Source organism: Blautia sp. AF19-13LB, assembly GCF_003479105.1.
GTDB classification, from domain to species: domain Bacteria; phylum Bacillota; class Clostridia; order Lachnospirales; family Lachnospiraceae; genus Fusicatenibacter; species Fusicatenibacter saccharivorans.
In genome coordinates this window covers 1-13350 of sequence record NZ_QUGO01000034.1, presented here as the reverse complement: position 1 = coordinate 13350, position 13350 = coordinate 1, and the positions used below count along the sequence as shown (strand labels likewise).

General features: G+C 45.7%; 15 protein-coding genes. 8 read left to right on the top strand and 7 right to left on the bottom strand.

The features are described from left to right. Positions 1–77 precede the first annotated feature (77 nt). Positions 78–311: a DUF6061 family protein gene (locus DWX32_RS18460; RefSeq protein WP_055303613.1), complete on the top strand. Its 234-nt coding sequence runs from the start codon at positions 78–80 to the stop codon at positions 309–311. Positions 312–468: 157 nt separating this feature from the next. Here DWX32_RS18460 and DWX32_RS18455 read toward each other — a convergent pair whose 3' ends face one another. From DWX32_RS18455 to DWX32_RS18425, 7 genes are all read right to left on the bottom strand, one after another. After that, positions 469–795, bottom strand: a complete 327-nt coding sequence (locus DWX32_RS18455; RefSeq protein ID WP_055303614.1) for a hypothetical protein — start codon at positions 793–795, stop codon at positions 469–471. A gap of 38 nt (positions 796–833) precedes the next feature. Next, entirely contained in the window at positions 834–1715 is an 882-nt protein-coding gene (locus tag DWX32_RS18450; RefSeq protein ID WP_055303615.1) for a sensor histidine kinase, read from the bottom strand. A 12-nt stretch (positions 1716–1727) separates the two neighbouring features. Further along, positions 1728–2564 carry an ABC transporter permease subunit gene (locus DWX32_RS18445; protein WP_158557451.1) on the bottom strand — a complete coding sequence of 279 codons (837 nt, stop codon included), beginning with the start codon at positions 2562–2564 and terminating at the stop codon, positions 1728–1730. Continuing rightward, on the bottom strand, positions 2557–3471 hold the full coding sequence (locus DWX32_RS18440) for an ABC transporter ATP-binding protein (RefSeq protein ID WP_055303617.1): 915 nt from the start codon (positions 3469–3471) through the stop codon (positions 2557–2559). Before DWX32_RS18440 ends, DWX32_RS18445 begins: the two co-directional genes overlap by 8 nt. A gap of 67 nt (positions 3472–3538) precedes the next feature. Continuing rightward, on the bottom strand, positions 3539–4222 hold the full coding sequence (locus DWX32_RS18435; protein ID WP_055303618.1) for a response regulator transcription factor: 684 nt from the start codon (positions 4220–4222) through the stop codon (positions 3539–3541). A 23-nt stretch (positions 4223–4245) separates the two neighbouring features. Beyond that, positions 4246–5421: a hypothetical protein gene (locus tag DWX32_RS18430; protein WP_117767771.1), complete on the bottom strand. Its 1176-nt coding sequence runs from the start codon at positions 5419–5421 to the stop codon at positions 4246–4248. 125 nt (positions 5422–5546) lie between these two features. Further along, on the bottom strand, positions 5547–6650 hold the full coding sequence (locus DWX32_RS18425; protein ID WP_118660832.1) for a DUF6076 domain-containing protein: 1104 nt from the start codon (positions 6648–6650) through the stop codon (positions 5547–5549). 222 nt (positions 6651–6872) lie between these two features. Between DWX32_RS18425 and DWX32_RS18420 the strand changes: the two genes are divergently transcribed. The 7 genes from DWX32_RS18420 to DWX32_RS18385 all read left to right on the top strand — a co-directional run bounded on the left by DWX32_RS18420 (position 6873) and on the right by DWX32_RS18385 (position 13275). Next, a complete protein-coding gene (locus DWX32_RS18420) occupies positions 6873–7493 on the top strand; it encodes a CHC2 zinc finger domain-containing protein (RefSeq protein WP_117767770.1) in 621 nt (206 codons plus the stop codon). Further along, positions 7468–8841, top strand: coding sequence for a DNA primase family protein (locus tag DWX32_RS18415; protein WP_070100996.1), 1374 nt, complete (start codon positions 7468–7470; stop codon positions 8839–8841). Before DWX32_RS18420 ends, DWX32_RS18415 begins: the two co-directional genes overlap by 26 nt. 400 nt (positions 8842–9241) lie before the next feature. Next, entirely contained in the window at positions 9242–9457 is a 216-nt protein-coding gene (locus DWX32_RS18410) for a hypothetical protein (protein ID WP_031473406.1), read from the top strand. Positions 9458–9805: 348 nt separating this feature from the next. Next, positions 9806–11095: a plasmid recombination protein gene (locus DWX32_RS18400; RefSeq protein WP_055303623.1), complete on the top strand. Its 1290-nt coding sequence runs from the start codon at positions 9806–9808 to the stop codon at positions 11093–11095. A gap of 16 nt (positions 11096–11111) precedes the next feature. Beyond that, positions 11112–11297 carry a hypothetical protein gene (locus DWX32_RS18395; protein ID WP_055303624.1) on the top strand — a complete coding sequence of 62 codons (186 nt, stop codon included), beginning with the start codon at positions 11112–11114 and terminating at the stop codon, positions 11295–11297. A gap of 90 nt (positions 11298–11387) precedes the next feature. Next, positions 11388–11618 (top strand): helix-turn-helix domain-containing protein, encoded by a 231-nt coding sequence (locus DWX32_RS18390; RefSeq protein WP_055303625.1) that lies wholly within the window; start codon positions 11388–11390, stop codon positions 11616–11618. Beyond that, complete coding sequence (locus DWX32_RS18385; RefSeq protein ID WP_270492761.1) at positions 11599–13275, top strand: recombinase family protein; 1677 nt, start codon at positions 11599–11601, stop codon at positions 13273–13275. Before DWX32_RS18390 ends, DWX32_RS18385 begins: the two co-directional genes overlap by 20 nt. Positions 13276–13350: the final 75 nt, after the last annotated feature.

Sequence of the window (13350 nt, the reverse complement as noted above, 5' to 3'; positions counted from 1 at the left end):
AGAAGATATCTAATCCATTTCGGAATAAATATCTTCTGCTTTTAAGTTAATGACATTGCGTAAAATGGAGGTTTCTTATGGATAGATTGATTTCTTGTAAGTTTAACATGGATACCGCTTGTGTGGAACTGAAATTCTTTGATGGTAGTATGATTGCGATTGATACGATTGCGGTTGAGAACGAGGTTGCCGACAATATGTATCAGAGGTCGGAACTGGATTATCTGATTTACAATGACCCGATTGGATATGCTGATTTGATATTGAACGGAGATTCCAAAACCTATTTGAAAAACTGTTACAGAGTATAAATCTGTGGATACGGCGATTGGAGCGATTTGCCTGGCTCACTAAACCTCTAAGCCCATAGTTATTGGCTAAGGCAGATATTCAACTTTAATTTTAGAAAACATAAATAAAGGCTATCCAATCTTTTTGACTGGGTAGCCTTTGAAAGTTTTGCTCTTTCTACTTTTTAAGAATCAATTTATGAATGACCATGCCGATTATCAAACCAAAGGATGATACTGCCAAATACCAAAGCGAATGTATCAATGCTGTCTCGTTATAGTATATAAACACAGATGGCACAAATGTAATTGCTATGATTATTGGATACAAGTACTTTACTTTCAGATTTGAAATGCTGCCAATTAGAATTGAAAGCAATAATGTTGCTAAAATAAGCAAAACTATCATTCCCATAACGTCTGTTGGTCCTGCAAATAATGGAAATACATAAAACATAAATAATTGAATTAAGAGTATTAGTATCTCCTTCAAGTATTTCTTCATAATCAAAACACCTCCGTTCATATAAACTCTTTTTTATTTCATTTTGCAAAGATTATCTTGATTTGCAGTTTGTCATTGTTGTAGATTGCTCCAATACTTCCGCCCATACGCTCAATCAGCAGCTTGGCGATGGACAATCCCAAACCGGTTGAATTGCGACTGGCTTCTACTGTATAGAAACGGTCAAACAATCTGCCGACCGTCACATAATTCAGATTGTGCGCCGTGTTGCTGAATGTAACACAGCCGTTCTTATCCATGACTACGGACAGATCGCCGTCAGAGTATTTCAGCGCATTGCTGATAATGTTGGAAAAGATACGGTTGACCGCACCTGCATCCAGTTCACGGAAAACCGGTTCCTCCGGCAATTCGATTTCCGGTTGGATGCCTTTTTCCTGCATGACCGCATAGAAAGACAGCAGACTTTCCTCCAATGCCCGGACAACATCCATACGTTCTGGTTTCAGTTCCTGAAAAGAAGTAACCACACTATATCTGAATAGTTCTTCGGTTAGATTTTTTAAAACATCTGTTCTGTTTTGGATTTGAGAAAGATAGCAGTGTACCGTTTCGCTTTTTTCCTCTCGTTCCAATAGGTCAAGATAACCGTTTATCGCCGTAAGCGGAGTTCTCAGGTCATGGGAAATATTGGTGATAGCTTCTTTCAGTTCCAGATCGCCCTGTTGGTAACGATGGCGTTCCTTGCGGAGCAATCGAAGCTGGATATTAATCTCCGAAGCCAGTTTTCTCAGATGAGGGTCGCTGGAAGAAATATCAATCAGAGTGTTTGTGTCGGAGGAAAGACGTTCCTGGAATTCTGTATGAATTTCATCAATACTTTTTTCTATAAAAATAATCTTTGTGATTAGAAAAAATACAACAATTAGCAAAATACAACACAAAATCCAAGGGAACATCTTTCTACCTCCTTACTTTAGGTTCTTTTTCTTAAAGGAACGACTTCCTATAAGAGATGTTGAAAAAATTACAAACGCAGAGCACAATGGAAGAAAAATCAGGTGTTCCACCCCTTCTTCGCAAAGAATTACACCTTGTCCTCCAGGTGTCAGACAGATAAGAAATTCCAGCAGGATACGAAATGTTCCACCGATGAATTTGATATTTTGGGGATGCCATCGCACAGTTGGGTCTGTATCACTCCACATCCATCCATCCAATAACTCTGGTTCTGCAAAACGATCATAAAGGAGCATCCCGATTATGACCATTGCAGCTACAGCTCCCAGACAAAGAAGTGTCGCTGAGTTTTTGTTCTCCGCCAGACTTGCCAACAGACAACATACGCTGGAGAGTGCAACGACCATCAAAAGGCTTGAAAAAATATAAAATGCCATCTCTCCCAAAGAGAGGTTCAGGCTTGCCGTACCCAGTAGCGGAATACCCAGCATCCCATTAACTATCAACCAGATTAGTGCAGTACTCAGTCCAGCACATATGGTCAGGAGAAGATTGGAAAAATAAACTTCTTCACGAGTGTGTCCGCAGATTAGTTTATTGCGCAGAGTTCCATATTCATAGTCTGTTCCCCACAAATATGCGGCAAATACGGCGATAAATGGTCCCATCAGGGGTGAATATCCAAAAAAACGGGCGACCAGCTTATAGATGTATGCATTAGTCAAATTCGTCTGGAAGTAACCGTTGAGGATGATGAATGCGGAAAGCAATACAGCAATCACTAATTCTATTCGAATCATTTTTTTATTCTCTGTACGGTAAAAGGCTGCTCGAAAAAGTTTACGCATTATTATCACCTCCAACCAGAGAGATGTAATAACTCTCCAAACTTTCATCTTTTTCCTGCATAGACAGCACTTCGCAGTTTTCCTTTGCCAGTACAACGGTCAGCTGTGTCACATTGATCTTTGCGAACACATCGGCTGTTGTTGCGGAGATAATTTTATATTCCAGATTCATGGAATCCAGCACACGAGCCAGAGTAGAAGTATCGGTCACTTCCATGCGGACACACTTGCGGCAAACTGTGTCCAGTTCTTCTGCACTCAGTTCCTTCACCATGCGACCATTATCAATGATACCGTAATGAGTAGCCAGACGGGAAAGTTCATCCAGAATGTGACTGGAAATAAGAACTGTAATCTGTTTTTCTCGGTTCAACTTCAAAATCAGTTCTCGCATTTCCACAATACCCTGAGGGTCGAGACCATTTACAGGCTCATCAAGAACAAGAAAGTCGGGATCACCGGCTAATGCGATAGCGATGCCCAGACGCTGCTTCATACCGAGGGAGAAGTTCTTCGCTTTTTTCTCTCCCGTGTTGTCGAGACCTACCAGCTTCAACAATTCCTGAATACAATCAAATGATGGCAGACCAAGAATGAGATACTGGTGCTTCAGATTTTCCTCCGCAGTCATATCCATGTAGATGGACGGTGTTTCCACCACAGCACCCATGCGACGGCGGGATTTGATAATATCCTTGCTGTCATTGCGGATGCCGTACAGAGAAAAGCTACCGGAAGTCGGTTCCTGCAATCCGCAGATCAAGCGGATCAGGGTTGTCTTACCAGCGCCGTTCTTTCCCACAAAGCCATAGATGGAACCTTTGGGAACATTCATAGTAAGACCATTCAATGCCTGAAAGTTTTTATACTTTTTTGTCAGGCTGTTTGTTTGCAAAATATAGTTCATATTGTAGTACCTCCTTTGCTGACCTAAGTTTACAAAACAAAAGTCAAGAAAGTGGTCAAGAAAAACGTCAAGATTTGGTCAAGATTTTTTGTTCTGCCAATTTGAAACCAATTCCCCAGACTGTTTCGATATAGTCTACACCGCTGACATCCTGCATCTTTTTACGAAGATTGCTGATGTGCTGCTTCAAAGAACGCTCGGTGCAGTCGGGTGTGTCCAGACTGATTCTGTCAAGCAGGACACTCTTTGAAATTACCTGTTTGGGATTTTCCATCAGCAGTTTTAAGATGGCATACTCCGTTCGGGTCAGCTTCACAGGCTGCTCCTGTACTGTCAGAGAAAGGGAAACCATATCCAAAACCAAATCGCCAACGGAAAGAGATTTGGTTTCGCCATGTTGTTCTGCCTTGCGGAGCTGAACAGTGATACGGGCAAGAAGCTCCTTTGTATCAAAAGGCTTGGTCATGTAATCTGCCGCACCGCCCAGCAGAAGATTTACCTTGTCTTGCACATCTACTTTTGCGCTGAGAACGATAACAGGAATGTTCTCAATGTGGGGCAGAACTTCCTCGCCAGACAATCCCGGCAACATCAGATCCAGCAGCACCAAATCGGGCTTGTTTTGTGAAAGAAGATATAACGCTTCTGTGCCGGAGTATGCACGAAGAACAGAATAGCCCTCTTGCACCAGCACTTCTCTCAGCATATCTCCAATATGAATATCATCATCTATGATTGCGATTGTTTTCATTCTCGTTCCTCGTCAATTTCCTTTTATAGTTCAAACGCTACTATCGTTTCCTTTGGCAACTTCTCGTTTTCGCAGTTTAGAAGGTAGGCTATTGCCTTGTTCGCAAAGCGGTTTGTTTTCATTGTATCCCAATCGGCAAGTCGGACTATTTCTGATGTGCCGTTCTCAAAATCAAATGAAATCTGGCCCCATTCGCCGTCGCAGTCTGCTTGGTATTCGTAGATTGCGGTGGCGATTTTCTTTTTTCGTTTGGTCTTGGATTTCTGTTTCAAGCGGACAGCATGGATTGCGCCCTCGGCAACCAACAATTCTGTCAGTTTGTCCACTGCTCTGCGGTAGGCTCGCTCCGCACCGCTGGCAGTGCTGCCCTCAAACATTACAGCCAGTTCCTCAAAGGTGGGACGGCCTTTCCATGAGCCGACATGCCCGCAGGTCATGCAGATTGCCAGCCGCTTTTCAAGCAAGGTCTGTTCCCGGTAGTTCAGCTTATCAAAAGCTCGCTGCACCTTTTCTGCCTGTATGCCGTTCCAGAGGATGTCGGAGTAGTTCCAAGTATCATCAAGAGCAACATCTTCGCCCGTTTCCTCGCCGTCCTCATCTGTCACATAGAATGGTTGCTGATTGCGGATACCTCGAACAACTCTCAGATATTCTTCCGCAAGGGCAAAGTCACAGTTATACTTTTTGGAAAACTCGCTGACCGCATCCTTGGTGTTATGGTACAGCCAAGCCATTGACCGCACCATTTTATAATTGGTCAGAGAGGATACCGACCATTTTTCTTCGCCCATGCGGAAGCGGAGCATAGCATCCCGGATGAACGGGAAAATGTATGTAGCATACTCCGCACCCTTGGCAGGATCATAGTCCATCAGCTTTTGGAGCATTTGTTCCCTGCAGGAGAGCTTTATATCTATAAAACGGTCTGTATCGTACAGATCGCCGCCATCCACACCCCAAAAGCCTTTGATGCGCTTATTGAGCTGTGGCTCATAATGGTGGAGGAAGAACGAGAAATATATCAAATTCTTTTCCCGCAAGGCAGACAGGATATATTCATTCAGACTGCCCACCGCTGGCGGCTCCGGTTCCAGTTGGAAGATGCGCTCTGCCATATAGGGAATGATACCATCACCGTGCGGATTGACAGCGTATTTTGGTATGTATCCGGTCATATTCCATGTAAAATCACTTAGCATAGCGCACCTCCTTTCAACGTCCAATTTCAAATTTATTTCTTTTTCTTACTCGCAAAAATTGCAATTATACAGAAAACCAAGAAAAACAAAAATCCTATTTTCATTGACTGTTCCTCCTAACAAATTCAAATGCACTTTTGGGCTTCTTTCTTCAAAGCAACCTGTTCCATTTCTTTCTCATAAGTTCCCTTGGCATAAGCGACATTACTTTTTGCCCGGAGCATCTTATCTTTCGCCAGTTTCTTCATAACCTCTGCTAAATCCTCATCCAGTTTGCCACGCTTGATATAGCGGTTTATGGTATTCAGCCACTTTTCGTATATCTGGATAACAGGATGATCGTCTGCAAGCTCCCGTTGTTCTCTGCCTTTCAGATTGCCGATCTGTCGGCAGGTGCGGTGTAGCTTGTCCCCCGGCGCATAGCCGCCGCAGTATTTGGTGTGCCTTGCGTTGGTTGTCAGAAACCATTTGCCGCAAATTTTACATTTCTTCGGTGCATGACCGACACACAAGCCCTCAAAGAGATCAGACCGGAACATCCCCACAAAGGATACATAATGGATTCGCTTGACGAGCTTTGCAACTTTTTCGCCGGGACGGATGACCGATACATACTGAACGGAATTGTTCAGGGTAGACATCCAGGCATTGCCCTCCGTGATAGAGAACTCCGGCGGGAAATAGCTGCCGAACATTCTGGCGAAGCCCTCTGCGGTACGGTCTGCTTCATTTCCGTCTGATTTTTCCGCAAAATCAAGCATTGCGGTTTGGTATTCCCCAAGGGAGTATGCCAGATGCCCGAATACAGCAGTATATCGTTGGAGCATCATTGCATCGGCATAGTTCGGGATTTCTTCAAACTGCAAGGAATTAGTTGCGGCTTTTATGGCAAACTCCATATATTTCAGCGCATTGTCCGCAGTAAAGACTTTTTCAATCCGTTCTCTATGTTTTGGAATATTCATATTGGAGAACGGCGGCGTTTCGCTGAGAATATCCACCATTGTCAGCACAGCTTCCTTTGCCATAGGAAAGAGTGCGGAAGCATCCTGTCCGGCGTTTAACATTCCAAGCAGTAGATTGATTTTCTCGCATTGCTCGTTCATTCTTGCGAGGGTATCCGCAGGAACATTCAGCGCATCACAGGCAAGAGTACCGATAGGAAATATTTTGCCCTCATATATGACCGTATCCTGCCAAAAATCCAATGTCATCAGTTCTTGATTCATGCTTGCCCTCCTGTCCTGTTTTTTCACTTTTCTAATTATACCATGCAAATGTGAAGAAATCTACATCATCAGATAAGTTGTCCTGTTTTTTGAAATGAGGTTGTCCTGCTTTTAGCCTGCTTTTTTTCAAATCCGTCATAACCATAGTAGAAAGGGCGAAGCACCTGCCAATCACGGCGGGTGCTTCGTGCTTTCCAGACTATTATGAACGGAGGTTTTTCTATGACAATCTATGAAAACATCAAGGCGGCGATCAGCGTGAAGCAAGCTGCCGAGCACTATGGGCTGAAAGTCAACCGCAGCGGTATGACTTGCTGCCCATTCCACAATGACCGGCATCCGAGCTTGAAGCTGAATGAAGATTATTTCTTCTGCTTCGGTTGCGGAGCCAAGGGAGACGTGATCGACCTTGTGGCAAAGCTGTTCAATCTGAGTAACCATGAAGCAGTGCAAAAGCTGGCTGCGGACTTTGGGCTTGACCCGAAACCGCCCACTGCCGCAGCTATGGTCAAGCCAAAGCGTCCCTATATCCGTCAGTTCCGGGAGGATGAAATGCTGTGTTTCCGGGTGCTGACGGATTATCTGCATCTGTTGGAGGATTGGAAAGTGCGCTATGCACCAAAGACACCGGACGAGCCTTATGATGACCGTTTTGTGGAAGCCTGCCAGATGCACTGCCATATCGAATATATGGCAGATGTGCTGACCGTGGGCGAATTGGAACAGCGTGTAGCTGTTGTGGACAAACTGATGAAGGACGGGTATATCGACTTTCTGAAAGAGTACACTGCACGAAAGAAAAAGGAGGTGGCACACCATGGCGAAGAACCGGAAAACGCCTGATATGAATTTGCCTGTCTGGTTTGATGGGCAGAATATCAATGAAGCTCTGTTTTGTGAAGAATTTCTGCAAGAGAGCAGAATCATCTTTGCAAACAGGGCTTTCTTTACGCCCAATGGACGGGTAACGGATGATATTGTCCTGCGGGGCGAGGTCTACGAAAAGCTGAAAAGCTACACCATCAGCAGCGTACCGCAGAAGATCAAAAACATCATGGAATTGCTGAAACTGGAAGCCATGGTTGAGGATCTTCCTCCCCAGCCTGACCGCATCCATGTTGCCAACGGAACGCTCATGCTGGATGGAAGATTTATCGAGGGGAAAAAGGAAATCGTACAGAGCCGCTTGCCTGTTTCCTACAATCCAAACGCTGCTGCACCTGCTCTGTGGCTGAACTTTTTGGACGGTTTGCTCTATGAAGAAGATATTCCCACCTTGCAGGAGTTTATCGGCTACTGCCTGATTCCCTCCAACAAGGGGCAGCGCATGATGGTGATTAAGGGCAACGGCGGCGAGGGCAAATCTCAAATCGGTGCAGTGCTGTCCACCATATTCGGCACGAATATGAAAGACGGCAGTATCGGTAAAATTTCCGAAAACCGCTTCGCCCGTGCCGATCTGGAACACATCCTGCTGTGCGTGGATGATGATATGCGGATGGAAGCTCTGCGCCAGACCAACTATGTAAAATCCATTGTAACCGCACAGGGCAAGATGGATTTGGAACGCAAAGGTAAACAGAGCTATCAGGGCTGGATGTTCGCCAGGTTGATGGCATTCAGCAATGGCGATCTGCAAGCCCTGTATGACCGTAGCGATGGTTTTTACCGTAGACAGCTTGTGCTGACTACCAAGGAAAAGCCCGTGGACAGAGCCGACGATCCCGATCTTGCAGAGAAGATGAAAGCCGAAGCCGAGGGGATTTTCCTCTGGGCATTTGAAGGCTTGCAGCGGCTTGTTGCCAACAACTTTAAGTTTACGGAGAGCGACCGCATCCGTGAAAACCGGGAAGCGGTCAAGCGTGACAATAACAACATTTTTGACTTCATGGATTCCGAGGGATATATCCGGCGCAAGGCGGATGCGTCCATCAGTTCCAAGGACTTTTACGCTATCTATCGCCTGTGGTGTGAGGAAAACTCCCTTGCCCCTCTGAAATCCCGCAGCTTCAGCGATGCCATGGTTGCCAATGCAAAGAAATTTAATTTGGAGCATTGCAACAACATCACCAACTCAGCCGGACGGCGGGTATGGGGATTTATGGGTGTGGAAGCTGTGGCACGACCTAATATAAACGGGTTTTACGACGTTTCGCCATGTACGTACGTACCGGAGGAATGGCAGGACTGATTCCTGTCTTTCGTTTTCTGTATGTATGTACACAGCGTTTTACCTGTTTTCCTTTTTTATAGGAATAATCAGCTGTCAGAACTGACCTGTTTTCGGGCATTGAAAATCAATGGTAATGGAAACAGCAAAGTTCTTGACCGCAGGACGAAACCATTTCACCAAATCGTGCTTCTCCAAACCATGCACCCAGTTTACGAAACAATGGGTGTTTTCACTGTTTCAGACAAAATCCCACGGAACAGCAAAGTGGGATATATGCCTGTATGGACAGAGTATCGCACTCACAAAATGAAAGCGATTTTGGAGAAAGCAGATTTTTCACTGTTCGGTGCATCTGCTCCGCTTTGGGGAGTAGCCTTTGCACCGAATTGTAAATCAAAAATATGGAGGAATTTACAATATGAATGTACGCAACGAAATCAAGGCACAGATCATCCGTGCCGGAATGACTATGCAGGAAGTAGTTGACCTGCTCTCGGACGAGTACGGTTGGAGCGACAGCGTTTCCAACCTGTCCGCAAAATTACAGCGGGAAAGCATCCGATACAAGGAAGTATTGGAGCTTGCCGATGTGCTGGGATACGACATCGTATGGCAGCAAAGACGGGAGAAGTGATGCCCCGGCAACATCCCCTCGTAGTTCCCGTCCCCATAGGCACACCGCAGTGCTGTCTATGGATGGCAGTGAAAGATACGCTTTTCGCTGCCGCCGTCTGCAAAGAGAAGTTCACCGGAACAGCTTCATGCAGACGGGCTGACCATGGGAAAAGTTGCAGACATTTTCGCATTGGTCAGCAGAGGTTGCCGCAGCAACCGCACTCCCCCTCGGGAGAGCCCTCGGAGAGCCCACGGCACTTTGCAGCCAGTATGGATGAAAGTGTTATAGTGGGTTATTACACTTTGAAAAAGTGCCTCTCCGCAGCTCCCCGCTGTCTGCAAATTTTAAGGAAAGGACAAAAAATCTATGGCAAGAAATGATGGAATAGACCGCACCGTAGCCCGGAATCAGGACTTACCGACACCGGACGATGTGGCAAAAATACAGGAACACAATGAGCGAGAAAAGGACAGTTACAGCAATCAAGACATTGTGCCGGAACGCACTCCGCTGAATGTTCACTTCAAGACTCCCACCGATGATTATGTGAAAATGTTTGAGCAAATGGAACAGGATGGCGTGATCTCCACCAGAGGTCTGAAACCGGATGCCATCAAATACGGCGAGTTGGTTTTTGATGTGAACTCCGCTTATTTCTACAACCACGGCGGCTATGAATTTGCAAAACAGTTTTATGCTGATGCCTATAAAGCCGCCGTGGAGATCGTAGGCGGTGAGCAGTATATCCTCTCTGCTGTGATGCACGCCGATGAGCACAACCGGGCAATGTCCGAAGCTCTTGGCGAGGATGTGTACCACTATCACCTCCATGTGGTTTATATTCCGGTAGTGGAAAAGCAGATCCTTTGGTCGAAGCGATGTAAGGATGAAGCTCTCCGGGGAACGGTAAAGGAAACGATCACACAAGTCAGCCGAAGTAAGAAATGGGACTCCAAACCGGTGCTTGACGAGGACGGAAATCCCAAGCTCAATGAAAAAGGAAAAAAGATTTTAAGGTCATCCTACAGCGTGTTGCAGGATGACTTTTTTAATTTCATGCGTGCTGCCGGATATACCGATGTGGAGCGTGGAGAGCGTGGCAGCACCGAGGAACATCTGACGGTGACACAGTTTAAGGTGCAGGCGGAACAGCAGCGTTTGGAAGCTGTGACAGGACAGGTGGCACAGGCAGAACAGAGTTTGGAGGATGCTAAAGCTGCTACGGAAAAGCAGAAAAAGAAACTGGAAGCTCTGCAAAAGGAAACCAAGGCAGCAAAGGCCATTGCACTTACGGTGCAGGATATTGAAGCGATGGGCAAGAAAGCCACGTTCGGAAACAATATCACGCTGACACCGGATGAATGCGACACGTTGAAACGCTATGCCACCAACGGCATTCTCTTTCATGCAGAGAATGAGCGATTGAAAGGGAAACTGGAATCTGCTCAAAAGTCTGCATCCATTTGGAAGCAGCGATGTGAAGAAGCGAATAAAAAATATCAAGAGTTGAAGCAAAAAGCCCAGCCTTTCCTGGATGCACTGGAAATTGCATCCGAAAAGGTTCGGGCTTTTATCAATTCCATCCTCGCCAGAGGAAAGGAAACACAGGAACACAAAGCACCTGCCCGTAAGCGTGGACAGGACATGGAAATTTGATGGAGGTAACTGCCTATTGAAGAAATATTATGAGGATGCAAAATATAATGCGGCATTTGTCCGCTGTGTGGATGTTATGAGCCAGATGCTCCAGAAATATGGACATCAGGTTTTGGATAAATTGGAACAGGATGCCCCTCAGAAAGTGGAGCATTCCAAGGAAAGTAATCAAGCACAGCCTTTGACGAATAAGGCTGCGTAAAAATTTACAATTTACACGTTGCGTATTCACTGCGGCTATGCTATAATGATTACGCAACGTGTATTTTTGTTTTTTATGGAGAAAAGACAGATGGATTGTAAGAACAGAATTATCAAGTTGCGGGAAAGCACAGGACTGAACCGGAAAGATTTTTGCAAGCTCGTCCATATCCCTTACCGGACTATGACCGAGTGGGAATTGGACAACCGCCATGCACCGGATTATGTGCTGTGGCTTTTGGAGTATTATATCCGCAACGAGGGACTTATGGTAAAGGAAATGAATGAGGGAGGTGGAGATTCTGAAAAAGAAACAACTTAAATGCTATATTTATACAAGAGTGTCCACCTCTATGCAGGTTGACGGGTACAGCTTGGATGCCCAGCGTGACAAGCTGAGGAAGTATGCGGCATACGAAGATATGGTTATTGCCGGGGAGTATTCTGACGAGGGATTTTCCGGAAAGAATATCCAAGGGTGGCAGGACTTCCAACGGATGCTGAATGACATCCAGGACTGCAAGGACGGCGTTTCCTATGTGCTGGTCTTTAAGCTGTCCCGATTCGGCAGAAATGCGGCGGATGTTCTGAACTCTTTGCAGCTCATGCAGGATTTCGGTGTCAATCTGATCTGCGTGGAGGATGGCATCGACAGTTCAAAGGATGCCGGAAAGCTGATGATTTCCGTGCTGTCTGCGGTGGCAGAAATAGAGCGAGAGAATATCCGCACCCAGACAATGGCAGGACGTGAGCAAAAGGCTCGTGAGGGCAAGTGGAACGGTGGTTTCGCTCCTTATGGCTACAAACTGGAAAACGGAGATTTGGTCATTGCGGAGGATGAAGTGGAAGTAATCCGTGTCATTTATGACCGCTACATTCACACCAACGAGGGCGTTGCCGGGGTTGCTAAATATCTGAACCGCAACGGCTTTATCAAGAAACTGCGGCAGAACAATACCATTCCCGGATTTTCAAGGAACTTCGTGCAGGATGTATTGGACAATCCCGTTTACATGGGAAAGATCGCCTATGGCAGACGCAGGACGGAAAAGAAGCAAGGCACAAGAAATGAGATGCACGTAGTTGAGCAGTCGGAGTTCCCGATTTATGAGGGACAGCACGAAGCCATCATTTCGGAAGAAGATTGGTATCTGGCACAGGAAAAGCGTAAGATCAATTCCTTTAAGCGGGAAAAGGTCAACAATCCAGATCATGCACACATCCTGTCCGGCATTCTGAAATGCCCATGCTGCGGAAAGAGTATGTACGGCAATATCGCCAGGGCTCACAGCAAGGACAAGAAAACGAGGTATTATTACTACTGCAAAAACACGGTAACACCTACCGGACATGAGTGCAGCTTCCGACTGAATATCGAGCAGACGGAGATCAACAAGTTTGTGGCTAAGATTATATCCGCTATGGTCAACAATCCCCGGTTTGTAGAAGCGATTCAGGCGAAAATCGGCTCGGCTGTTGATACAGAGGATATGGAAAAGCAGATCGCCGTCCTGCAAGGACAGTTGAAGCAAGCCTTTGGAACGAAAAGCCGCTTGGAGCGTCAGATGGACACCTTGGACATCAACGATGCCCACTATGACAGAAAGATTTTGGACTTGCAGCGCCGCTATGATGAGCAGTATGATACAATAGAGGATATCGAAGTTCAGATTGGCGAATTGCAAGGTCAAATCCGCAGCATTCAGCAGGAGAAAATCTCCGGTAACAATATCTATCGGCTCTTACTGGCATTTGATGAAGTCTACCATTCCGCAACAGAAGCGGAACAGAAAGAGTTTATGAAAGCCTTTATCGAGCGAATTGAGATGTTCCCGGAGAAAAGGAAAGACGGAAGCTGGATAAGAAAGATTGTGTTCAACTTCCCTGTGCCTGTTGATGGCGAGGAAGTGAAAGAACTTCCCTTGGAAACTGAAACAACTGTCGAGACCGTCGCATGTCTACAAAGGGTGGATATGTAGAAATCCTTGAATTTACGCAATGTCATTAACTTTAGCAAAGAGCAGAAATCGTAAGCATTTATAAAACTATGATTC